Genomic DNA, 23,289 nt, shown 5'->3' with positions numbered 1-23,289 from the left:
TTTTTGGAAGTTCAAAAATGCCTTTATTTTTAACCGCACTTTTAACTGTTCGCTCTCGCAAAGGCTGCCGCTTCATCAATCAATTCATCGCTTGGGCGTTGGTGGGGTATAGAGTTCAAATTGTTCCACCGCCTGTAAAACAATCACCTCTGCCCCGGAAATGGTTTGTTTTCCTTGACTTTCCGCATATTGAATGAATGGTGTTTCTGCTGGGATTGCTACCACATCAAAGGCAACATTTGCCGTATCAATCATTGCTTTAGGAAAAGCGAGAACCATCTCTTCTTTTCCTCCTTTCATCCCAATTGGGGTGACATTGACTAAAATATCCGCCTGCTGATTTTCTAAGCAATTGATATATTCATAACCGTAAAGTGCGCTCAAATATTTACCTGTTTTTTTCATTTCTGGCATACACTTTTAAATCATTAAAACCGCTGTTTTTAAATGCAGCGATAACGGCTTTTGCCATCCCTCCGCTACCCTGTACGATGACCCGTGCATTTTTATCTAATTGATATTTCTCAATTAATTTCACAATTGCAATGTAATCGGTGTTATAAGCACGTAAAAAGCCATTGTCATTTACAATGGTATTCACCGATTCAATGGTTTGGGCGGAAGGGTGAATTTCATCTAAAAACGGCATACAGCTTTCTTTGAACGGCATAGACACGGCACAGCCCCGAATACCTAGAGCACGCACACCTTTCACCGCGTGTTCAATATCTTGTGTAGTAAAAGCTTTATAAATAAAGTTAAGCCCAAGTTTTTCATATAAATAATTATGAAATGTGGTGCCAAAATTTCCCGGTCTGCCGGAAAGAGACATACAGAGTTGGGTGTCTTTATTGATCATTTTTACCTCAAATATTTAAATTCATCCCATCATCAATAAAATATTGGTTCATTTCAAATGCCGGTTTGGCGGCTTTGTCTTTGCCAATAATACGTGCCGGTACGCCTGCGGCAGTGGCATATTCCGGTACAGCTTGAAGCACGACGGAATTTGCGCCGATTTTGGCATATTTGCCTACTTCAATATTGCCGAGTATTTTTGCTCCGGCGCCAATCATCACGCCTTCCCGCACTTTCGGATGACGATCACCGGATTCTTTACCCGTTCCGCCTAAGGTAACGCCTTGTAGAATGGATACATCATTTTCAATAATAGATGTTTCCCCTACCACAATACCTGTAGCGTGGTCGAACATAATGCCGTGACCAATTTTGGCGGCGGGGTGGATATCCACATCAAAAGCCACAGAAATTTGATTTTGTAAATAGAGGGCGAGCGCTTTTCGATCTTGTTGCCATAAATAATGGGTAATTCGATAGCTTTGAATGGCGTGAAATCCTTTTAAATAAAGTAATGGGGTGGACCATAATTCCACGGCAGGATCTCGTTGGCGCACCGCTTTAATATCGCAAGCGGCATAATCAATAATCGCCGGTTCGGCTAAATAGGCTTCTTCAATGATTTCACGCAAAGAGATTGCCGGCATAATCGGGTTAGCTAATTTATTGGCGAGCAAATAACTTAACGCATTCCCCAAATTTTGATGTTTTAAAATCGTAGAATGAAAAAAGCTTGCAAGCATGGGTTCGTGCTCTGCCAATGTTTTCGCCTCTTGACGAATATGTTGCCATACTTCTAATGTCATTTTTCCTCCTTATTCGCCTTTTCGTTCACGCCCAAGTAAACTACGAACCACATCTTGTGCATTTTTACCACAAAAGAGAATTTGGTAAATTTGTTCTGTAATGGGCATTTCCACGCCTTGACGTTGAGCGAGCAAGTACGCCTCTTTTGTGTTGTAAAAACCTTCCACGACCTGTCCGATATTGTCCATTGCCGTTTGTGCATTCAATCCTTCGCCTAGCATAAGCCCAAAACGGCGATTGCGTGATTGATTATCGGTGCAGGTTAAAACGAGATCACCTAAACCGGACATACCCATAAAAGTATTGGGATTTGCCCCTAACGAAACGCCCAATCGGCTGATTTCTGCAATACCTCGGGTAATTAATGCGGTTCGTGCGTTAGCGCCAAACCCCATACCATCGGAAATGCCTGCACCAATGGCAATCACATTTTTAATCGCCCCACCAAGCTGCACACCGATCATATCGGAGTTCACATACACTCGAAAATGCTTGCTGCAATGAATGCGGGCTTGAAATTCAAGGGCAAATTGTTCGTTATTGGAAGCAAGGGTGATCGCTGTGGGGAGGCCTTGTGCCAGTTCTTTGGCAAAGGTGGGGCCGGAAAGCACGGCAAGGGGATAATTTGTTCCCAGTTGTTCTTCCACTACGGTTTGTAAAAGCCGCCCGGTGTTTCGTTCCAGCCCTTTGGTTGCCCAAATAAGACGATGATGAGGCTGTAAGTGCGGTCGGATTTTAGCGAGAATTTCGTTAAAGGCATGACTTGGTACAACGATTAAAATATCTTGTGACTGATGGAGTGATTGTGCCAAATCATCTTCTAAATGTAATTCTTCAGGAAATACAATATCGGGCAAGAAACGCCGATTTTGACGTTCAAGTCGCATTTGCTCAATATGCGTAGGACTATGCCCCCAAAGATAAGTCGGCGATCCGTTACGTGAGAACGATATTGCCAATGCGGTGCCATAGGAGCCGGCGCCAAGTACGGTAATAGGTGATTGAGGTTGCATATTTTCCCCAAAAAATAAAGGGCAAGCCTAAACTTACCCTTTTTTATCAAGAATTAATGTTGCGTTTCTTTCGTTTCTTCAGCTTGGGCATTTCCTGCTTCTTGCTGACGGTTCATATATTCAATGAATAACGCATCAAAGTTCACCGGAGAAAGATTTAATGCCGGGAATGTGCCACGGTTCACTAGGCTTGAAACGAGTTCACGGGCATAAGGGAACAACATATTCGGACATTGTGAGGTTAAGCAATGTGCCATTTGCACCTCTTCCAAACCACTAATCGTGAATACGCCCGCCTGTTTTACTTCACAGAGGAAAGCAAGATCACCGGAATCTTCCAATGTGGTTTCCACTGTAATGTTAAGTGTTACTTCATATAAATCATCGCCTAATTGCACGGTTTCAGTACTTAGGTCAAAACCGAGTTTAGGTTTCCATTCTTGATGAAAAATATGCGGAAGGTTCGGCGCTTCAAAAGAAACATCTTTGACGTAAATACGCTGAATTTGTAATACGGCTTGTGATTCTTCCGTAGCCACTTCAGGTTGTTGGTTTTGTTCTGACATAATGTTGTTCCTTATTTGTGTTTTTTAACAATAGGTAAATTTGCGCCCATCCAAGCGGAAATCCCTTCTTTTAATATATAAACGCGTGCAAAGCCTTGTTTCACGAGTAATGCTGCGGATGCCGGCGCCGATACGCCATTGACATCCACCAAAACTAATGGTTTTTCTTTGTGTTGTTCAATTTTGCCGAGGTTGGCATTTTTTATATCGCTTGGAAGTAAATTGATACTATTAATAATATGCCCACGTTGAAATTCATCTAAGGTACGAAGATCGAGTACAACGGCATCTTCATTGTTGATTAAACGAATCACTTCAGGGTGTGGAATTACTTTAAATTTTTCTGTTGCCGATTTAAAAAAGGTGTAAATCACCATAGCGAAAATCGCAAACCAAGAAACGGTTAATAAGGTGTGTTTTTGTGCAAATTGAATTGCATCAGGCAGAAACTCTTGCATTGTTGTCTCAATATAATGTTAGTTAAATTTAGGCTGAAATAGGGCTTAAGTATAACCGCACTTTAGTTTTCTTTCAAAAAAATTCTAAAAAGAATAAAAGGCTGTTGAAAGCTTATCCAATTACAAATTGTTTTTGTGATCGTGATCATAAATTTCTCTTTTTATGATTCCATCCTATTTAATTTAGTTGGAAGATAACAAGGCGTTCTCTTTTTATTATTCTTATGGAGTTTCCTATGAAATTAAACAAATTGGCGTTTTCTTTAGTACTGGGTTTTAGCGTTTCTGTAGTGAATGCGGCAGAGTTGCCAAATATTACTATTCTTGCGACAGGCGGTACAATTGCCGGCAGTGGGCAAAGTGCGGTTAATTCTGCCTACAAAGCCGGACAACTTAATATTGATACGTTAATTGATGCGGTGCCGGAAATGAAAAATATCGCCAATATCAAAGGTGAACAAATTGTGAAAATCGGTTCGCAAGATATGAATGATGAGGTCTGGTTAAAGCTTGCTAAAGCGATTAATGCGCAATGCAAAGATACCGATGGTTTTGTGATTACACATGGTACCGATACCATGGAAGAAACCGCCTATTTCTTAGATCTCACAGTAAAATGTGAAAAACCGGTTGTTCTTGTAGGGGCGATGCGTCCTGCTACCGAAAAGAGTGCGGACGGTCCATTAAATTTATATAACGCCGTCGTTGTTGCGACAGATAAAAAATCTGCCGGTCGTGGTGTACTTGTTGCGATGAATAATGAGGTTCTTGGTGCACGTGATGTCACGAAAACCAGTACAACCGCCGTGCAAACATTCCATTCACCAAATTTTGGTGCATTAGGCTATATTCATAACAGTAAAGTTGATTATGAACGTTCACCGGAAAGCAAACATACGGTAAACACGCCATTTGATGTGGAAAAATTAGACAGTTTACCAAAAGTGGGGATTGTTTATGCCTATTCTAATGCGCCAATTGAGCCGTTAAATGCATTGCTGGATGCGGGCTACCAAGGTATTGTTACGGCTGGGGTCGGGAATGGTAACCTAAATGCCGCTCATTTGGAACGCTTAGAAAAAGCGGCAAAAGACGGCGTGTCTGTCGTGCGTTCTTCTCGAGTGCCGACGGGTTATACGACGCGTGATGCTGAAGTGGATGACTCTCAATATGGCTTTGTCGCTTCCGGTACTTTGAATCCGCAAAAAGCACGCGTGTTATTACAACTTGCTTTAACGCAAACCAAAGATCCAAAAGTTATTCAACAATATTTTGAAGATTTCTAATTCGGCAAATGAAAAGTGCGGTTATTTTCCACCGTACTTTTCATATTAAGAAACAGGTTTCTTGATCTAAATTATAGAATCCGTACCTATTTGTTGCTATATTGGCTGCGGTTTCTATTAGCAATATAACGGTTTATTTTTTAACTTAGGGGGCAGTATGTCTGCAATGTTCTTACTACAATTTGCCATCGTGCTATTGTGTATCCTTGTGGGTGCACGCGTAGGTGGTATCGGTCTCGGTGTATTCGGTGGTTTAGGTCTCGCTATTCTTTCCTTTGGCTTTGGCTTGAAACCGGCGGGTTTACCGATTGATGTGATGTTTATGATTATGGCGGTGGTAGCGGCTGCGGCGGCAATGCAAGCGGCCGGCGGTCTAGATTATATGATCAAAATCGCGACAAAAATTTTACGCCGTAATCCAAAACACATTACTTTCATCGCTCCGGCTGTAACTTGGTTGTTTACTTTCTTAGCCGGTACCGGTCATGTGGCTTATTCGGTATTACCGGTTATCGCAGAAGTAAGCCGTCAAAACGGTATTCGTCCGGAGCGTCCGCTTTCAATGGCGGTTATCGCTTCACAATTTGCTATTGTTGCAAGCCCGATTGCGGCGGCAGTGGTTGCGGTAGTGGCTTATCTTGAACCACAAGGGATTCATCTTGGTGATGTGTTAATGGTAACAATTCCGGCAACCCTTTTAGGTATCTTCCTTGCTTGTATTTTTGTAAACAAAATGGGGAAAGAACTTAAAGATGATCCTGAATATCAACGTCGTTTAAAAGATCCAAAATATGCCGATGCCTTTAACTCTACGACGGATATAAAAGAACTGGAAGTGAGCAAAACGGCTAAAATTTCTGTTTCTCTCTTCTTATTCGGCGCATTACTTGTGGTGTTAATGGGTGCTATACCTTCTCTCCGTCCAATGTTTGATGGAAAACCGATGGGAATGGCACACACGATTGAAATTATTATGCTATCAATCGGCTCATTAATCGTCTTAACCTGTAAACCGGACAGCACGGAAATCACCAAAGGTTCGGTTTTCCATGCCGGTATGCGTGCAGTTATTGCAATTTTTGGTATTGCTTGGTTGGGCGATACATTAATGCAAGCGCATATGACGGAAGTAAAAGATATGGTGAAAGGTTTAGTCGAAACCGCTCCATGGACATTTGCATTGGCATTATTTGTGCTTTCCGTACTGGTCAATAGCCAAGGCGCCACTGTGGCAACTTTATTCCCACTAGGTATTGCACTTGGCATTCCGGCACCGGTATTAATCGGGGTATTTGTGGCAGTAAACGGTTATTTCTTCGTACCAAACTACGGTCCGATTATTGCCTCTATTGACTTTGATACCACCGGTACAACCAAAATCGGTAAATACATTTTCAACCATAGCTTTATGTTGCCGGGCTTATTAAGTATGGTATTTAGCGTGGTGATTGGTTTATTACTCGCTAATGTTCTTCTCTAACCAGCTCTATATTAGCGAACAAAAACGGTGCGTGTTGCACCGTTTTTTATCTTCGCGAACTTATCTATAAAACATAACTCTAAATGAACATATTTATTTTTTTATAAGGAACATTGATGAAACTTATTAAAATTCTTTTTATTGCGCTTGCAGCTTATATTCCCAATGCTTGGTCTGCTGCGGATTACAATATCAAATACAGCTCTAACTATTTAATGCCGGCTTATGTACATTTTAAAGCGGATGGTACGCAATATTCGGTGAACGCCAAAATTAATATCCCACTGTACAATATCGTATTCAACTCACGTGGTACACAAACCACCAATCAATTTAACATGGTAAATTATCAAGATAGCCGTAATGGAAAAGTTTACTCGGTTTCTAAAATCTCCCCCACAACGATTGAGTACGGCAAAATAAAAGACAGCTTAAAAACCGAGCCACTAAAATTACCGACTTTCGATTTATTCACTATGGCTTTCCAACTAAGTTACTACGATAAACTACCAAACAGTTTCCAAATTACTAATGGAAAAAAACTCTATCCGATGGAAAATGTGAAGGTGAAGAAAAGTGAAAAACAAGTTGAATACAATAAACAAAAAGTGACAGAAATCACTTACACGTTCAAAACCGGCAATAAAGATATTATGGTGAAAAAATTTACCGGAGAACAATTCCCCCGCTATATTAAATATTCTCGAGATGGCGATGACTATGAATTGGAATTTAGTGAATTTGTAAAATAAAAATGAGTATTATGTAGCAAATGCACAAAAATAGAAATTTCAACGACATGTAGGGACACACTGCGTGTGTCCGTTATAAAATCAAATCATTTCAATATGTTAAAATTTGGACACACTCAGTGTACCCCTACAAGCTAACCAAAAAACAGATTTGTGCAACTGCTGCATAATACCGAAAAAAATAACCGCACTTTTAGATATAAAGTGCGGTATTTTTTTACCTTGTTTTTAGCGCAAGAAATAACGATAAGATTTACTTTCGGTTACATCTTCGTAAACATAATTGAGTTTTTCCAACGCATCCTCAAACTCGGCTTGTGCCGTTTCTCCTAACTGAAAGCCGGCAAGAATATTGCCATAGTCCGCACCGTGTGCACGATAATGGAAAAGCGAAATATTCCAACGGTTTTGCAAAGTTTCTAAGAATTTTAATAACGCCCCTTTTTGTTCCGGAAATTCAAAGGTATATAAACGTTCGCTCGGGTTAGCGGCACGTCCGCCCATTAAATATCGCACGTGGGTTTTCGCAATATCATCATCAGACATATCTTCCACATCAAAACCATTTTGTATGAGATCGGTGATAATGTCCGATTTTTCCGCTTCATCAAAGGTTCGCACCCCGACAAAAATACAAGCGCGTTTGTCATCGGCATAGCGATAACTAAATTCTGTCACCGCACGATTTCCCAGTACTTGAACGAATTTTAAGAAACTCCCCGGTTGCTCCGGCATAGTGACGGCAAGTAAGGCTTCACGATTTTCACCAATTTCACAACGTTCGGATACATAGCGTAGTGTATGAAAATTCAGGTTTGCACCGGATAAAATTGCCGCCATATTTTTATTTTCAATATGATGTTTTTTCACATATTTCTTCAAACCGGCTAACCCCAATGCACCGGAGGGTTCGGAAACGGCACGCACATTTTCAAATAAATCTTTCATTGCTGCACACACTTCATCACTATCAACAAGCACCATATCGTCAAGATATTGACGGCATAATCGGAAAGTTTCATCACCAATGCGTTTCACTGCTACGCCGTCTGCAAATAATCCCACATGGGCGAGATCGGTAGGTTCGCCTTTTTCGAGGGCGGCATTCAAGCAGGCTGAATCTTTGGATTCCACACCAATCACTTTGATGTCCGGCATAAACTGTTTTAACAGGATTGCGACACCCGCCGCCAAACCGCCGCCGCCGACTTGTACGAAGACATAATCCAAATCCGCCACCTGCTGCAACATTTCCATCGCCAATGTGCCTTGTCCGGCAATCACAAGCGGATGATCAAAAGGCGGAATAAAGGTCATATTTTTTTCTTTGGAAAGGGCAATCGCCTTGGCTTTTGCCTCATCAAAATTCGCACCGTGTAATAACACTTCGCCACCGAAACCACGCACCGCATCCACTTTAATGCTTGGCGTATTTTGTGGCATAACGATTAATGCTTTTAAGCCAAGTTCTTTGGCGGATAAGGCGACACCTTGTGCGTGGTTACCTGCTGAAGCAGCGATCACGCCTGCCGCTTTTTGTTCCGCTGAAAGGCTCGAAATCATCGCATAGGCACCACGCAATTTAAAGCTATTTACCGGCTGGCGATCTTCCCGTTTAATCCAAATATTATTGTGAAGACGTTCGGACAATTTGCCCATTTTTTGTAACGGTGTGACCGTTGCCGCTTCATAGACGCGTGAGCCAAGTCTAACAATCGCATTGATATAATCGTTTTGGCTCGGTTGTGGGTTAGTAAGTAGATTTTTCATAATCTTATTTTATTGACTTCATATTTCCCCCTCCTTATAAAAGAGGGGGATAGAGGGGAGATGTTGTTGGTTATTTTAAAAGGGATTTATCCCGCACCGCACCTTTATCGGCAGAGGTGGCAAAATGCCCGAATACTTTTAAGGCGAAAGAGACTTCACGTTGGCGATTTGCCGGCACCCAGCCTTTTTCATCCTGCTCTGCACGACGGGCTGCGAGTTCTTCATCACTAATTTGAAGATTGATAGCTCGATTTGGAATATCAATATTGATAATATCACCATCACGTACTAAGCCGATTGCGCCGCCTGAGGCAGCCTCTGGAGAGGCATGACCGATTGAAAGCCCTGATGTGCCACCGGAAAAACGCCCGTCAGTTAATAAAGCACATTTTTTGCCTAATCCCATAGATTTTAAATAGCTGGTCGGATACAACATTTCTTGCATACCCGGACCGCCTTTTGGTCCTTCGTAGCGAATCACCACCACATTACCTTCTTTTACTTTTCCACCCAAAATTCCGGCAACAGCATCTTCTTGGCTTTCAAATACGATAGCGGAACCACTGAATTTCCAAATGGATTCATCCACTCCGGCGGTTTTCACAATACAGCCGTCTTCTGCGAGGTTACCGAACAGTACCGCCAATCCTCCTTCTTGTGAGATGGCGTGGGCTTTATCACGAATACAACCGTTTTCACGATCATTATCGACCGTATCCCAACGACAATCTTGTGAGAAAGCTTCGGTGGTACGAATACCGGCAGGCCCTGCTCGGAAGAATTTGTGTAGGTCTTCATCTTGGTTACGAATAATATCGTATTGATCGAGCTGTTCGCCCATGCTCATTCCCAATACAGTATGGGTATTTTTGTGGATTAATCCTGCACGGTCGAGTTCACCTAATAACCCCATAATGCCCCCTGCTCGGTGAACATCTTCCATGTGATATTTGTTCGTATTGGGTGCGATTTTACTTAAGCAAGGCACCACTCGGGAGAGGCGATCAATATCCGCCATTTTAAAATCCACACCGGCTTCTTGTGCAGCGGCTAATAAGTGTAAAACCGTATTGCTTGATCCGCCCATGGCAATATCCAAACTCATCGCATTTTCAAAGGTTTCAAAGGTACCGATTGAACGTGGCAACACGCTTTCGTCATCTTGTTCATAGTAGCGTTTGCACAATTCTACAATTTGGCGACCGGCTTTTAAGAAGAGTTCTTTACGGTCAGCATGGGTGGCAAGCATTGAGCCGTTACCCGGCAAACTTAGCCCGAGGGCTTCCGTTAAACAGTTCATTGAGTTCGCTGTGAACATCCCCGAACAAGAACCGCAAGTCGGACAGGCACTACGTTCAATAACATCAATCCGCTCGTCAGAAACTTTCGGATCTGCCGCTTCGATCATAGCATCCACTAAGTCTAAACGAATCAGTTGATCGGAAAGTTTGGTTTTACCCGCTTCCATCGGACCGCCGGAAACAAAAATCGTCGGAATATTTAGGCGCATCGCCGCCATTAACATTCCCGGTGTAATTTTGTCGCAGTTGGAAATACACACCATCGCATCAGCACAATGGGCATTCACCATATATTCCACAGAGTCAGCAATGAGATCCCGTGAAGGTAAGGAATACAGCATACCGCCATGTCCCATCGCAATACCGTCATCTACCGCAATGGTGTTAAATTCTTTTGCCACGCCACCTGCTTTTTCAATTTCTCTTGCAACAAGTTGACCTAAATCTTTTAAATGTACATGCCCCGGTACAAATTGAGTGAAGGAATTGACCACCGCAATAATGGGTTTTCCGAAGTCATTCTCTTTCATTCCTGTGGCACGCCATAAGGCTCGTGCGCCTGCCATATTACGACCTTGTGTACTGGTCGCTGAACGTAGTTTTGGCATAAATAATCTCTCCAAGTAAATTTTATTTAAAAAGTTTAAGAATTTTACTGAATAAAGAAGAACCTTTCGCCTCATCCAGTTTTCGTTTTAATTCAGTTTTATCATTGTTCTCAATTGGAATTATGAAACTATCATAGTTTTCTAAGTAATCATCTGCTATATCAATATCTAAATATCTTAAAGAACATTCTGAAAATAAACATGAATAAGCATTTACTAAATCCATTGGTTCATTGTCAATTATAAGTGCCGGAGTATAGATAATTTTTTCATCATCACTTAGGCTATCTAAGTTATCAATAATTGTGTCATCTTCAGTATTTAAGTAACACACTGACTGGTGAAGATATTTAGTCTCAAAGGGTTGTTCTAAACCAACTAGCAATGGATTTACTTCAAAATTTTCATAATAAGCAAATGTTCTAAGATATTTACCTTTCTCGTAAATAGAATATCCATAATAATCACTAGAAGTGATATAAACAAAAACAACTAGCCAATCATTAGATATATTCAATTGAGAAAATACAGGCTCCCAATAAGAAGTATTTTCCATAACTTCTATTGCAGGAAAATTATTGATAATAACCAATGAATTCGTCATATCAACATTAATCTCTGGATAAAAATCATCCGGTTTTAATACTAGAGTATTAATAAGTTCACTTGCAATTTTTTTTACTTCATTTTCATTTCTATTAGCTCGTGGAAAAGCAATAGTATTGATTCTTGCCCCCATAGTGATTCCTTAGTTAATCTCCACCACATCCGGCAATTTCACCAATTGATTCACCAATAAATTCAAAGTGCGGTCGGATTTTACGGTAATTTTTAACCGCACTTTATCCTCAATTAATTCCATTTTCATTGTGGTAACGGTAAAACCACGGTGGCGTATCACACGTAAAATACGTTCCAATACCTCAGGGCGATGGCGGGCGTTCAATTCAATTTGATAGTTGTTCATATTACATTTCCTCCACCATATCCGCATTACAGGCGCCCGGAGGTACTAAAGGCCACACACAATCATCGGGCGGAATACACACTTGCAATAAATAAGCAGTGTCGCTTTCAAGCAATCTTGTGAGCGCGGCATCCACTTCCTCGGCGCGCTCAATGCGCTCGGCCGGAATGCCAAAGGCATTGGCAAGCATCACAAAATCAGGGTTGTCTTCCAAAATCGTTTCGCTACGGCGTCTTTTCCAAAATAAATCTTGCCATTGGCGCACCATACCTAAGCGTTGGTTATCCAACAGTAAAATTTTCACCGCTAAATTGCCACGTTTAATGCTGCCTAACTCTTGAATATTCATCATTAAGGAACCGTCACCGGTGACTAAAATCACCTCGTCTTGCGGACGGGCTTTTTTCGCCCCTACCGCTGCCGGTAAACCAAATCCCATCGTGCCGAAACCGGCGGAAGTGAGGTAATTTTCCGGTGCAAAATGTTGCATATGTTGCGCCGACCACATTTGGTGCTGGCCGACATCGGTACAAACAACAGCATTTTGCGGTTTACGCTTGGATAGGGTGTTAAGTAACGCCCAAGGATCAATCGAGCGATCACCCGCATTATCCACATAAGTAAAATCCAATTTTGCTTTGAGTTCACGAACCTGTGCCCGCCAAGGATCGATATCAAGAGGCTGTTTTAACGCATTCAAAGCTTGAATTAAATCCCCTTGTAACGCCACATCCGCATAGCGCAGTTTATGAATTTCAGCTCCATCAATATCGCAATGAATCACTTTGGCATGAGGAGCGAAAGTATCGAGTTTTCCCGTCACGCGATCATCAAAACGGGCACCGCAAACGAGCAATAAATCGCAATCTTGCACCGCAAAATTGGCTGCCTTTGTACCGTGCATACCAATCATTCCCATATAAACGTCATTTTCAGGATGAATCGAGCCTAATCCTTTCAAGGTGGAAACTGAGGGCATATTGGTTTGCGCTAAAAAATCACGTAATGCCGGTACGGCTTTTGCCATGCCTACGCCGCCCCCCACATAAAGTACCGGTTTTTTGGCGGCGGATAAGAGCGCTTTTGCCTGCGCAAGATTCTCATTGGAAAGTGCGGTCGGTTTTGTCAGTGTTTTGACATAAGCCTTGATATGCTCAGGTACTTCGCCGACTTGAATATCGCGTGGCACATCAATTAATACCGGGCCGGGACGACCACTCTGTGCAATTTCAAAGGCTTGGGCGAAAACATCCGCCAATTCATCCGCACTTTGCACAATAAAACTGTGTTTCGTACAAGCAAGCGAAAGCCCGAGTACATCTGCTTCTTGGAAAGCATCGGTGCCGATTAAGGGCGAAGCAACTTGACCGGTGATAGCCACCACAGGAACGGAATCCATCATGGCATCACCAAGTCCGGTTACTAAATTCGTTGCGCCGGGGCCGGAAGTGGCAATACAGACACCCACTTTACCCGTAGAGCGTGCATAACCAATGGCAGCCATTGCTGCGCCTTGTTCATTGCGACAAAGAAGATGATCGAGTCCTGCATCATAAAGAGCATCATAGGTGGGCATAATTGCGCCACCGGGATAACCGAAAAGTGTAGTAACATGGTGCGCCTTCAAGCACGCCATGATGAGTTGTGCGCCTGTCATCGTGTTTGCATCCTATGTTTATTGTTGTTTTTTTGATAAGGTTTTCATTGTAGCGAAATTTTGTCGCATTGGTAGAGCCGAGAAGAGAAAAAAACAAAAAAGCACGACAAATTTCCTCGTCGTGCTTTTTAAAAAGATAAAAAGTGCGGTTAAAAACCGGCTTGTTTTTCGAGTTGTTCGACTAAAGCATCATCTAAACCCAGCGCTTCTGCAAGATTAGCAAGGAAAATAATTTCTTTACGGGATAAATCTTTACTCACCAAACGTGCCGCAAGATACACATTTGCCGCCAATGCGGTGTCATTCCCCACTTGACGGGCGATTTCATTCACGCTAATCGGATTTTGTATTTCTTGCTCAAGCCATTGCGCTAATTCTGCATTGTCGCCAATTTCATTTGCAATGGTTTGTTTTTCTTCTTCTGTAATTTCACCGTCTGCCGCAGCCGCTGCAATCATGGTGCGTAAAATCAATGCACTCGCATCTTGTTGAGAAGTCGAATTTAATACGTCAAATTCATTAGCGGACATCACAGGTTGCGCCTGTTGGGATTTTTGGTAGTTTTGATATGCCTGATAAGCCAGGTTACCCAACACCGCTAAAGATCCCAGTTTGGCTAAACTTGCCCCGCCGGAACGCCCCAAAATCATTGATAAAATCCCTGTAATAGCCGCGCCACCACCCACTTTGGTGATGTTATCTAATGTCGGATTACCGGTTTGTAAATTGCTCGCTGAGTTTTTAGCGATGTTGACGACTTGATTTAAAATTTGATTAAAATCCATAAATTGTTCCTTTTTGTTAGAAAAACCGTTTCATAGACCCATTTTTTACCGAAAAATTCCGTAAAAATGACCGCTCTTTTATCAATTTTATTGACTAGGCTAAAGATTTCATTATAGTTGAATTCTTTCACATTTTTTCAATAGGAACAATTTATTTATGGCGCAATCCACTCCAAAACGCGAGACCTTCTCCGGTCGTAAAGCGTTTATTCTCGCCGCGATTGGCTCAGCCGTTGGTTTAGGCAATATCTGGCGTTTTCCTTATACCACCTACGAAAATGGCGGTGGCGCATTTATTATTCCCTACCTTATCGCACTATTAACTGCTGGGATTCCGCTATTATTCTTAGATTATGCTATTGGACATCGTCATCGTGGTGGTGCACCTTTGTCCTATCGCCGTTTCAGCCCACATTTTGAAGTGTTTGGCTGGTGGCAAGTGATGGTGAATGTGATTATCGGTTTATATTACGCCGTTGTATTAGGTTGGTCTGCGAGCTATACCTATTTTTCCATCAATGGTGCATGGGGTGATAAACCTATTGATTTCTTCATCGGTGAATTTTTAAAAATGGGCGATATTACCAACGGCGTCAGTTTTGAATTCGTTGGTATGGTAACCGGCCCATTAATTGCCGTATGGGTAATTGCATTGGGCGTACTTTCCATGGGAATTCAAAAGGGGATTGCAAAATCTTCATCCATTCTAATGCCTGTTCTTGTGGTGATGTTTATCGCCCTCGTAATTTACTCCCTCTTTTTACCGGGTGCAGAAAAAGGGTTAAATGCGCTGTTCACACCGGATTGGTCAAAACTTTCCAGTCCAAGTGTGTGGATTGCTGCTTACGGTCAAATTTTCTTCTCGCTCTCTATCTGTTTCGGGATTATGGTGACTTACGCCTCCTACCTGAAAAAAGAATCTGATCTTACCGGTAGCGGTTTAGTCGTGGGATTTGCAAACAGTAGTTTTGAAGTATTAGCCGGTATCGGGGTTTTTGCGGCATTAGGTTTCATTGCAACGGCACAAGGGCAAGAAGTCGGCGAAGTAGCAAAAGGCGGGATTGGCTTAGCGTTCTTTGCTTTCCCAACCATTATCAACAAAGCCCCGTTTGGTGAAGTGCTTGGCGTATTGTTCTTCGGTTCACTCACCTTTGCAGCGCTCACCTCATTTATTTCAGTCATTGAAGTGATCATCTCAGCTATTCAGGACAAACTACGTATTCGCCGTGCAAAAGTCACTTTTATCGTTGGCGTACCGATGATGTTTGTTTCCGTGATTTTATTCGGCACCACAACAGGTTTACCAATGCTTGATGTTTTCGACAAATTCGTCAACTATTTCGGTATCGTTGCCGTAGCGTTTGTTTCTTTAATTGCTATTGTGGCAAACGAAAAACTCGGCTTATTAGGCGATCATTTAAACGAAACCTCTTCTTTCAAAGTCGGTTTCTTCTGGCGTTTATGTATCGTACTAACAACCGGTATCCTCGCCTTTATGCTATTTAGTGAAGGGGCAAAAGTCTTCTCTGAAGGTTACGAAGGCTATCCAAATTGGTTTGTGAATATTTTCGGTTGGGGTATGGCAATTAGCTTACTCGTGGTTGCGTTTATCCTTTCTCGTTTGAAATGGAAAAGCGAAACCCAATTAACCATGGAATCAAAAGGAGAATAAAATGAGCTCTAGTGCAATTATTATGATGATCATCGCCCTTGGCGTGATCTGGGGCGGTTTCCTTTTTGCCCTTATCAGATTACCAAAAGAAAAATAATGAATTATCGACCGCACTTTGACAAAGTGCGGTTGTTTTTCTGTTTATTTTAGAAACATCACCCAATACAAAATTTTACTCAGAAAATTTGCTATAATTCACACATCGAAGTCAATTTCCCAAAATCCGATGGATATTCTCGTTATTATTCTCTCGATGGGCATTCTCTCAAGTTTCACCCTTATTCCCTTGATTCGTTTTCTACAAACGAGAAATAACAGGGAATTTGAAGGCGAAAAACTCATTCCCTTTAGCTGTGGAAAAATGTTTAGTGCCGAACGGTATTATTTCAATTCCAAAGGGATTTTTATCTTCCGTGCGAACCAATTGATTCATCATTATCAATTTGATGATTTGATCGCTTTGAAAAAAATGAGCGTGACAGTCAATAACAGAAAATACTGGTTTATGCGTATTCATACTCCAAACGGGCAACGCTATTATCAATTTATCCCGAAAGACACGATTTTTAATGACAATTTCACTCAGTTTTATCAGTTCTTAAAAACGAACTATCCAACCAAAGTGAAAGGGAAATGGCATAGATGGTTTGCGGGGATTTGAAACTCAAAATTAGCCTCGCTTATCAGAGAAGCGATTAATCCATTATCTCTCGGTAAAATTTCAATTTATCTTCTAAATAAGCCTGATGCTCTGATAGCTTCTGCTGTTGTAATTGCAATCTTTTCTGATGTTGAAGAAGTAATTCATAACGTTGATGAATTGTGCTGTCACCTAAATAGCGTAACTGTGCATACACTTTAATTTGAGAAATAGGTACTCCCATTTCTTTCAATCGTAGAATAAATCCCAACCATTCAATATCTCGGTCACCATATATCCTATATCCATTGATATCTCTACTAGGCTGTAAAAGATTTTCTTTTTCGTAATAACGTAAAGTATCTATAGATAAACCACATTTCTGAGAAAATTCTTTAATTTTCATAAAAAGTCCTTGCGTTGGAGCTTACTCCAGAATTTATTCTATTTTTGCAACTTCGCAACTGGATAATTAAGGAGTAAATAATGTTAAATGAAAAATTGCAACAACGCGGCTTAAGAACTCTCAACCGTATTGACGGCGAACAGGGAAAGGCTGTAATGCGCACTTTGGAGGATATTGCGCCTGATTTGGGGAAATACATCATCGGTTTTGCTTTCGGTGAAATTTATAACCGTCCACACTTAGATCTCCAACAACGCGAACTAATTACACTAGCAGTATTAGCAGCACAAGGCGGTTGTGAAAAACAACTAGGTGTTCATATTCATGCTGCGTTAAACGTGGGTTTAAGTCGCGAACAAATAGTGGAAACCTTCATTCACTGTACTTGCTATCTTGGTTTCCCCAAAGTTCTAAATGCCATTTTTATCGCAAAAGAGATTTTTAATGATCTATGTGAAAATTGACCTCACTTATAATCCCTATATTAAAAAGGTGGGCAATCCCACCTTTGTTTTTTATCACTTCGACAAATCAATCTGATACACCGCAAAGCCCACTTCGTCAGTGCCTACTTGTTTGGTCGGATATTGTGATTTCTCTTTGACAAATTGTGCCGCTTGTTCTGTCGGTGAAGTTTCAAAACGAACGTCTAATTTATCATTGCCGGAGATAGGAACAAAACGCCAGTTTTTGTCCGCACTTGGATTGACCGCACCGTCTTTCTCGCTGTTTGCTTTGATGTAATCCGCAAGAATTTGGCGGTTTTCATCCGGTGAGGCGTACACAATATGTTGATCGCCCGTGCCGGGGAACTTATTGCTGTAAGCACGATAATTATTGGTAGCGATTAAAAATTCCGCTTTTGGATCAACCGGTTTGCCTTGATAAGTGAGGTTCACCACACGTTGCGAGTCAGGATTAATGAGCTTACATTCGCCATCATAACGTGCCGGTTTGGTGATGTCGTATTCATAATTCACGCCATCAATCACATCAAAATTATAGGTACGGAAACCTTCCCAGTTAATCAGTGATTGCGGTTTATCACCGGTCGGATCGATTTGATTAAACATTCCTGCGCTACATTCAAGCCACTCTTTGAGCTGTTCGCCTGTTACTTTCACCACCACTAGGGTGTTTGGGTAAAGGTAGAGATCCGCCACATTACGGAAGGTTAATTCGCCTTTGTTCACTTCAGTGTAACCGGTCGGATCGTTTTTACGTCCACCCGCTTTAAATGGCGCGCCTGCACTTAAAATTGGCAAGCCTGCCATTGCAGCGACACTTGGTGCGACTTTTTCCACATAGGCTTGTTGGGCTTGGTTCACAATTTGAATGGTCGGATCATCTTGCACTAAGGCTAAGTAGCTGTACATATTGTCGGTGGCTTTACCAATCGGCTGCGACACAAATTTGCGGGTCGCTTCGTGAACCGGTTGTAAAAGTGCGGTCAATTCCGGATCATTTTCTGCAAGGGCTTTTTTGTTTTCCGCATCAAAAATAGGGCGAAGGGCTGCCTGTCCTTCCGTAACAATCCATTTCCCTTGATGCTCGGTTAAGCCTAAATCTACTACACTGATATTATTCGCCCAGTATCCTGCCATACTTTCCGGCACACCTTTTACCGTGCCTTTCACAATATCCGCATTCGGAGATTTGGCGAACTCTTTGTTCGGGAATAGGCGGTGTGAATGACCAAAAATTACCGCATCAATGTGCGGCACATCCGCTAAGTAGAATGCGGAGTTTTCCGCCCCTTCTTTATAAGGTTCGTCCGATGGACCTGTGTGCGCCAAGGCAATCACAATATCCGCCCCTTTTTTCTTCATTTCAGGCACATATTTTTGTGCGGTTTTAACAATATCACGAGCCTCCACCTTGCCATGCAAATTTGCCTTATCCCAAACCATAATTTGTGGTGGTACAAAGCCGATATAACCGATTTTCAATTTATGAGTTTTACCTTGATTATCCACTACTGATTTTTCTTGGATCACATAAGGTGTGAAATAAGGTTCATCACTGCCTGCTTTTACCACATTGGCATTAACTATCGGGAATGTCGCCTGTTTCATTGAATCCACCAGATAATCTAAGCCGTAGTTAAATTCGTGGTTGCCAACCGTACCTACGTCATAATGCATAGCATTCAAACATGCGATTGCCGGATTCGGTTTGCCTTCCTTATAACCCTGTGCGGCTTGGTAGTCTGCAATTGGGTTACCTTGAATTAAATCACCGTTATCCACTAATACACTGTTTTTTGCCTCATTGCGGGCTTGACGAATTAAACTTGTCGCACGGGTAAAACCGAATTTATCCGTTGGTGCATCTTTGTAGTAGTCAAAATCCGTTAAAAAACTGTGAATATCGGTGGTTGCCACAATGCGTAAATCAATATCAGGCTTGCATCTTGCCAGCGTGAAACGGCTTGCACTTAATGCAAGGATACTGCTTGCACCGATTTGAATAAAATGTCGTCTGTTAATCATAAAACTGTCCTTATTAGAGAGATAAAAATTAATGCTATTCTAAGAAAAACACCATGCTTTTGAAAGAAAGTGCGGTCGATTTTTGGGAATATTTTCCGAATTATGTGACAAATGCACAAAACAGAAATTTTAACAAAATGTAAGGACACACTATAAAATCAAATTATTTTAATTTTTTAAAATTCGGACACACGCATTGTGTCCCTACAAATGAACCCCAAATTAGGTTTGTACAACAGTTACATAATATTAAATATTTTTGAAAAGAAAGGCGGTATAAACCGCCTTAGAAAATAGGGGATTACCCCAATAGATGTTGTAATAATCCGCTATAAATATTCACGCCTGTAATCAATTGATTTTCATCAAAATCAAATTCGGCTTCGTGATGACCGGCAGTACGATCAGCGCCAAGGATAAAATAAATGGCTTTTCCCCCGTGATCCTGCACCCGTCTGCCTAATACCGTGGCATCTTCACTGGCATTGAAGGCATAATCATCAATACTATGAATTTGAGGTTGCTGCAAGGCAATTTCTTCCACCAACTGCACCAGTTCTGCATCATTATTCATATCAACTGCTTCGCCTACAATTTCTGTTTCATAAGCCACACCAAAGCCAATAGAAATACCCTTGGCAATTTGCATCACTTGCTCGGTCATATAATCATTGATTTTTTTATTTTCACCACGAACTTCAAGTTGTAATTCAGCCTCTGTTGAAATCACATTACGGCCTTCTCCCGCTTTTAACACACCCACGTTAATACGGCTCATTCCTTCACCGTGACGAGCAATTCCATGTAGTTGGGTAACGGCATGTGCCGCGGCAAGTAGAGCGTTACACCCTAAATGAGGTGCGGCGCCGGCGTGTGCCGGTTTGCCGTGATAGCGAATATCAATTTTTGTGGTAGAAAGAAAATTTCTAGGGTTAGCGATAACCGTGCCGGAATTTGCACAAAAACTGATGTGGGAACTCGCAAAATAATCCGCATCATCAATCACACCACTGGCTGCAATCGCAGCGGCACCACGGGTTCCCTCTTCTGCCGGTTGAAAGACAATTTTTACTTTACCGGTGAGTTTATCGCGGTTTTGTGCAATCCATAATGCCGTTCCCAAACCAATAGTAATGTGTCCGTCATGTCCGCAAGAATGCATAAAGCCTTCATTAATCGAAGCAAAACCCTCTTTATTCGGGATATGGTTCGGATCGGTCGTTTCTGTGACATTCACACAATCAATATCAAAACGTAACGCCACGGTTTTACCCGGTTTGCCGGAATCAAACACGGCTACACAACCGGTATAGCCTCCCATTTTGTCGAGCCATTTTTCATTCATGCCATAGACTTTGGCATTGGCTAACCCTTTATCCACCACGGCTTGTTTGCGACCTCTCACAAACTCCGGATTAATAATTTGCTCGCCCATTAAAATTTCAAAACAACCAAGGCTTTCTAGATAATCGGCAATACGTGCCGTTGTCCAAAATTCGCTCCAACCGGTTTCAGGAAAACGATGAAATTCACGACGCCAATGAGTGAGTTGGGATAAATCTAAGTTCATTTTTTTCTCCTTAAAAAACTTAATGAAAAAACACCGCACTTTGTATTTTGTGCGGTGAAATTTGAGGGGTTATAACATAAATAATGCCAAGAATAAGACGGCAAGCACCATTCCCGGCGCAGTCCGTTTCACCATTTCAACCGGACTTACCATGGCAAGACCTGCACAAACAATGGTGACTCCGGCAATCGGTGAGGCGGTGCGGCCTAATGCACCGGCAATCGCAGCAGCCATTCCAAGATTCACGTGGGTATAGCCCAGTTCTACCGCATGTGGTGTAACGGCACTATTAAAAGCAATAGCAGCGGCATCGCCGGAACCGGTGATCAATCCCATTAAAAACGGCCCGATAGTCGCCCCCCAACGAACAAATTCGTTGGATTCTTTTAAGAAGGCGATCGCCGCATCGACGGCACCGGTTGATTTTAATCCTGCGACAAATACGCCTGCCGCAATAATAATACCGAGTACGTTGGCGTAAGAATTTCCCATACCATTAAAAAATTCTTCTGTAATTTTCACCGGTGAAATACGGGTAACAATGATACTGTAAATTGCACCAATCAACATTGCTTGCGGTACGCCCATTTTTGTCCATTCAAGCCCCGGCGTTTGTTGTAAAGATGTGCCGCCAATGACCAAAATAATTAATGGCAATAATGGCGCAATGGCATAGAGTATATTAACCCCTTGTACCGTTTTGGTTTCGCTTTCTTTTTGTTCGGCAAGATAGGCTTTGCGATGTTCTTCGCCATAATCTTTAAAAACAAGGGCTAAAATTGTCAAAACAACCGCCCCAATCGCACCCGCAATCATATTGTAAGGGGCGTGAGAAAGGTTCACTTGGGTAATGGTTAAACCGGACATTTCACTAATCATGGCAGAATGGGAAGATCCCGGACTCATCATTGAACCAAAGGTTCCGGCTAGAATCGCAGCGCCAGCAGTGGCTGGGCGTACCCCAGCACTTTTTAATACAGGGATCAATGTTGCCCCCACTGCCGCGGCACAACCGGCTGCGGAAGGGATCGCAATATTAATAAAGAAAGTAATGATAGTGGCGATGGGAATTAAGAAAAATTTTAATCCGCTTAACGGTTTAGTCAGTAAATGTACCAAATGTGTATCGCATTGGGTGTATTTCATCACGTAAGCAAAGCCCATACTGGAACAAATTGCCATAATCAACCCAGCGGATGTCATACTCTTTGCAAAGGCATCGAGTGCGCCCATTGGGTTTAGAGTGACAATTGACATCAATAAACCGATACCGATTAATACTGTTCTTGTTTCCGCCTTTTTAATCAAAAAATAAATGGTGGCAAAAATACCAATAATTGCCACCAGAGATTTAAACACTTCCATATAATGTTCCTTTTAGGTTAATAAGAAAAGCTGTGATTTACAGCAAAGGTTTCACATTGCATACCTTCACCGAAACGTAAAATAGGATTCTCACCCAGCACTGTCGCCAGTTCTCCTTGGATATGCAATGCCGCTCCTTCCGGTAACGCATAGACAAGTGCGGTTGGATTGACGAGTAAAAATTCAGCCAACCGCTCTTCGCGACTTTCACCATTGTGACCTTGCATTTTACCGGAAATAAAGTGAGGATTAATTTGATGAGGAAATAATTGCAATGCAGAAAAAGAAGGGGGATAAGTAATTGGCATATCATTGGTGGTCATAATAGAACTTCCTGCCACATTCGCCCCTGCACTCCAACCAAAATATGGTGTCCCCGCATTCACTTTTTCCCGAATAGCTTCAATCAAATGATGTTCATAAAGCTGTTTCAATAAACAAAATGTATTCCCACCACCAATCGCAATCACATCTGCCTGTTCGATAATATCACGATGCTGTTTACCATGATGGACAGAAACAATTTCCATCTCCACATCAGATAATGCCTCTTGCACGCTTTTCTCATATTCATCGAAAGTTCGGCGTACTCCGGCATAAGGGACAAAAGCAATTTTTTTACCACGATAATCCGCTAAAAATTGCTGTAACCAAGGCAGTGTGTGTTCTAAGTACCCCGTTTCCTTGTATTTTGAACTGCTGAGAAGGAGTATATTTTTCATATTTATCTCGTCCTATGATAATTAATAATATCAGCATTATACTCATAGAAAAACAAAATAAACATAAAATTTTATTTATATAAAACATTAGAATAAATATAATCACGGTTAAAT

22 protein-coding genes and 1 pseudogene are annotated in these 23,289 nt (G+C 41.8%); 7 read left to right on the top strand and 16 right to left on the bottom strand.

Annotated features, from left to right (window positions below; translation table 11 throughout):
* Positions 1 to 41: 41 nt before the first annotated feature.
* The 5 genes and pseudogenes from BKK47_RS05835 to BKK47_RS05815 all read right to left on the bottom strand — a co-directional run bounded on the left by BKK47_RS05835 (position 42) and on the right by BKK47_RS05815 (position 3,702).
* Positions 42 to 859, bottom strand: a pseudogene (locus tag BKK47_RS05835) (shikimate 5-dehydrogenase).
* 7 nt (positions 860 to 866) lie between these two features.
* Positions 867 to 1,664, bottom strand: coding sequence for a serine O-acetyltransferase (gene cysE / locus BKK47_RS05830; protein ID WP_077493962.1), 798 nt, complete (start codon positions 1,662 to 1,664; stop codon positions 867 to 869).
* 9 nt (positions 1,665 to 1,673) lie between these two features.
* Positions 1,674 to 2,678: an NAD(P)H-dependent glycerol-3-phosphate dehydrogenase gene (gene gpsA / locus BKK47_RS05825; RefSeq protein WP_077493961.1), complete on the bottom strand. Its 1,005-nt coding sequence runs from the start codon at positions 2,676 to 2,678 to the stop codon at positions 1,674 to 1,676.
* A 53-nt stretch (positions 2,679 to 2,731) separates the two neighbouring features.
* Positions 2,732 to 3,244 carry a protein-export chaperone SecB gene (secB, locus tag BKK47_RS05820; protein WP_077493960.1) on the bottom strand — a complete coding sequence of 171 codons (513 nt, stop codon included), beginning with the start codon at positions 3,242 to 3,244 and terminating at the stop codon, positions 2,732 to 2,734.
* A gap of 11 nt (positions 3,245 to 3,255) precedes the next feature.
* A complete protein-coding gene (locus BKK47_RS05815; RefSeq protein ID WP_077493959.1) occupies positions 3,256 to 3,702 on the bottom strand; it encodes a rhodanese-like domain-containing protein in 447 nt (148 codons plus the stop codon).
* Between the two features lie 236 nt (positions 3,703 to 3,938).
* Between BKK47_RS05815 and ansB the strand changes: the two genes are divergently transcribed.
* The 3 genes from ansB to BKK47_RS05800 all read left to right on the top strand — a co-directional run bounded on the left by ansB (position 3,939) and on the right by BKK47_RS05800 (position 7,220).
* On the top strand, positions 3,939 to 4,988 hold the full coding sequence (gene ansB, locus BKK47_RS05810; protein ID WP_077493958.1) for an L-asparaginase 2: 1,050 nt from the start codon (positions 3,939 to 3,941) through the stop codon (positions 4,986 to 4,988).
* Between the two features lie 157 nt (positions 4,989 to 5,145).
* The gene (locus BKK47_RS05805) at positions 5,146 to 6,468 is read left to right on the top strand and encodes an anaerobic C4-dicarboxylate transporter (protein ID WP_077493957.1); all 1,323 of its coding nucleotides are present in this window, start codon (positions 5,146 to 5,148) and stop codon (positions 6,466 to 6,468) included.
* A gap of 116 nt (positions 6,469 to 6,584) precedes the next feature.
* On the top strand, positions 6,585 to 7,220 hold the full coding sequence (locus BKK47_RS05800; protein WP_077493956.1) for a hypothetical protein: 636 nt from the start codon (positions 6,585 to 6,587) through the stop codon (positions 7,218 to 7,220).
* 228 nt (positions 7,221 to 7,448) lie between these two features.
* Here BKK47_RS05800 and ilvA read toward each other — a convergent pair whose 3' ends face one another.
* The 6 genes from ilvA to BKK47_RS05770 all read right to left on the bottom strand — a co-directional run bounded on the left by ilvA (position 7,449) and on the right by BKK47_RS05770 (position 14,308).
* Positions 7,449 to 8,990 (bottom strand): threonine ammonia-lyase, biosynthetic, encoded by a 1,542-nt coding sequence (gene ilvA, locus BKK47_RS05795; protein ID WP_077493955.1) that lies wholly within the window; start codon positions 8,988 to 8,990, stop codon positions 7,449 to 7,451.
* Positions 8,991 to 9,060: 70 nt separating this feature from the next.
* Entirely contained in the window at positions 9,061 to 10,899 is a 1,839-nt protein-coding gene (gene ilvD / locus BKK47_RS05790; protein WP_077493954.1) for a dihydroxy-acid dehydratase, read from the bottom strand.
* Positions 10,900 to 10,921: 22 nt separating this feature from the next.
* A complete protein-coding gene (locus BKK47_RS05785; protein ID WP_077493953.1) occupies positions 10,922 to 11,638 on the bottom strand; it encodes a hypothetical protein in 717 nt (238 codons plus the stop codon).
* A 9-nt stretch (positions 11,639 to 11,647) separates the two neighbouring features.
* Positions 11,648 to 11,866: an acetolactate synthase 2 small subunit gene (gene ilvM, locus BKK47_RS05780; protein ID WP_077493952.1), complete on the bottom strand. Its 219-nt coding sequence runs from the start codon at positions 11,864 to 11,866 to the stop codon at positions 11,648 to 11,650.
* Between the two features lies 1 nt (position 11,867).
* A complete protein-coding gene (gene ilvG, locus BKK47_RS05775; RefSeq protein ID WP_077493951.1) occupies positions 11,868 to 13,523 on the bottom strand; it encodes an acetolactate synthase 2 catalytic subunit in 1,656 nt (551 codons plus the stop codon).
* 149 nt (positions 13,524 to 13,672) lie between these two features.
* On the bottom strand, positions 13,673 to 14,308 hold the full coding sequence (locus BKK47_RS05770; protein WP_077493950.1) for a tellurite resistance TerB family protein: 636 nt from the start codon (positions 14,306 to 14,308) through the stop codon (positions 13,673 to 13,675).
* 157 nt (positions 14,309 to 14,465) lie between these two features.
* On the opposite strand from BKK47_RS05770, the gene BKK47_RS05765 reads away from it, so the two are divergent.
* The 3 genes from BKK47_RS05765 to BKK47_RS05755 all read left to right on the top strand — a co-directional run bounded on the left by BKK47_RS05765 (position 14,466) and on the right by BKK47_RS05755 (position 16,641).
* Positions 14,466 to 15,980, top strand: a complete 1,515-nt coding sequence (locus BKK47_RS05765) for a sodium-dependent transporter (protein ID WP_077493949.1) — start codon at positions 14,466 to 14,468, stop codon at positions 15,978 to 15,980.
* Between the two features lies 1 nt (position 15,981).
* Positions 15,982 to 16,077 carry a methionine/alanine import family NSS transporter small subunit gene (locus tag BKK47_RS05760; protein WP_077434593.1) on the top strand — a complete coding sequence of 32 codons (96 nt, stop codon included), beginning with the start codon at positions 15,982 to 15,984 and terminating at the stop codon, positions 16,075 to 16,077.
* Between the two features lie 129 nt (positions 16,078 to 16,206).
* Positions 16,207 to 16,641 (top strand): hypothetical protein, encoded by a 435-nt coding sequence (locus BKK47_RS05755; protein ID WP_143529593.1) that lies wholly within the window; start codon positions 16,207 to 16,209, stop codon positions 16,639 to 16,641.
* A gap of 34 nt (positions 16,642 to 16,675) precedes the next feature.
* Here BKK47_RS05755 and BKK47_RS05750 read toward each other — a convergent pair whose 3' ends face one another.
* Positions 16,676 to 17,026 carry a MerR family transcriptional regulator gene (locus tag BKK47_RS05750; protein WP_077493947.1) on the bottom strand — a complete coding sequence of 117 codons (351 nt, stop codon included), beginning with the start codon at positions 17,024 to 17,026 and terminating at the stop codon, positions 16,676 to 16,678.
* An 80-nt stretch (positions 17,027 to 17,106) separates the two neighbouring features.
* Between BKK47_RS05750 and BKK47_RS05745 the strand changes: the two genes are divergently transcribed.
* On the top strand, positions 17,107 to 17,490 hold the full coding sequence (locus BKK47_RS05745; RefSeq protein WP_077493946.1) for a carboxymuconolactone decarboxylase family protein: 384 nt from the start codon (positions 17,107 to 17,109) through the stop codon (positions 17,488 to 17,490).
* Positions 17,491 to 17,544: 54 nt separating this feature from the next.
* On the opposite strand, the gene cpdB is transcribed toward BKK47_RS05745, so the two are convergent.
* The 4 genes from cpdB to pepE form a co-directional block, all read right to left on the bottom strand.
* Positions 17,545 to 19,518 (bottom strand): 2',3'-cyclic-nucleotide 2'-phosphodiesterase, encoded by a 1,974-nt coding sequence (gene cpdB, locus BKK47_RS05740; RefSeq protein ID WP_077493945.1) that lies wholly within the window; start codon positions 19,516 to 19,518, stop codon positions 17,545 to 17,547.
* 301 nt (positions 19,519 to 19,819) lie between these two features.
* Positions 19,820 to 21,088, bottom strand: a complete 1,269-nt coding sequence (locus tag BKK47_RS05735; protein WP_077493944.1) for a M20 family metallo-hydrolase — start codon at positions 21,086 to 21,088, stop codon at positions 19,820 to 19,822.
* 69 nt (positions 21,089 to 21,157) lie between these two features.
* Positions 21,158 to 22,453 (bottom strand): C4-dicarboxylate transporter DcuC, encoded by a 1,296-nt coding sequence (gene dcuC, locus BKK47_RS05730; RefSeq protein ID WP_077493943.1) that lies wholly within the window; start codon positions 22,451 to 22,453, stop codon positions 21,158 to 21,160.
* 17 nt (positions 22,454 to 22,470) lie between these two features.
* Positions 22,471 to 23,175 (bottom strand): dipeptidase PepE, encoded by a 705-nt coding sequence (gene pepE / locus BKK47_RS05725; RefSeq protein WP_077493942.1) that lies wholly within the window; start codon positions 23,173 to 23,175, stop codon positions 22,471 to 22,473.
* Positions 23,176 to 23,289: the final 114 nt, after the last annotated feature.

Origin of the sequence: Rodentibacter mrazii (assembly GCF_001998825.1) — a bacterium.
In the GTDB taxonomy this organism is placed as follows: Bacteria; Pseudomonadota; Gammaproteobacteria; order Enterobacterales; family Pasteurellaceae; genus Rodentibacter; species Rodentibacter mrazii.
The sequence above is the reverse complement of the archived record's forward strand: the minus strand, read 5'-3'. Positions and strand labels throughout refer to the sequence as shown.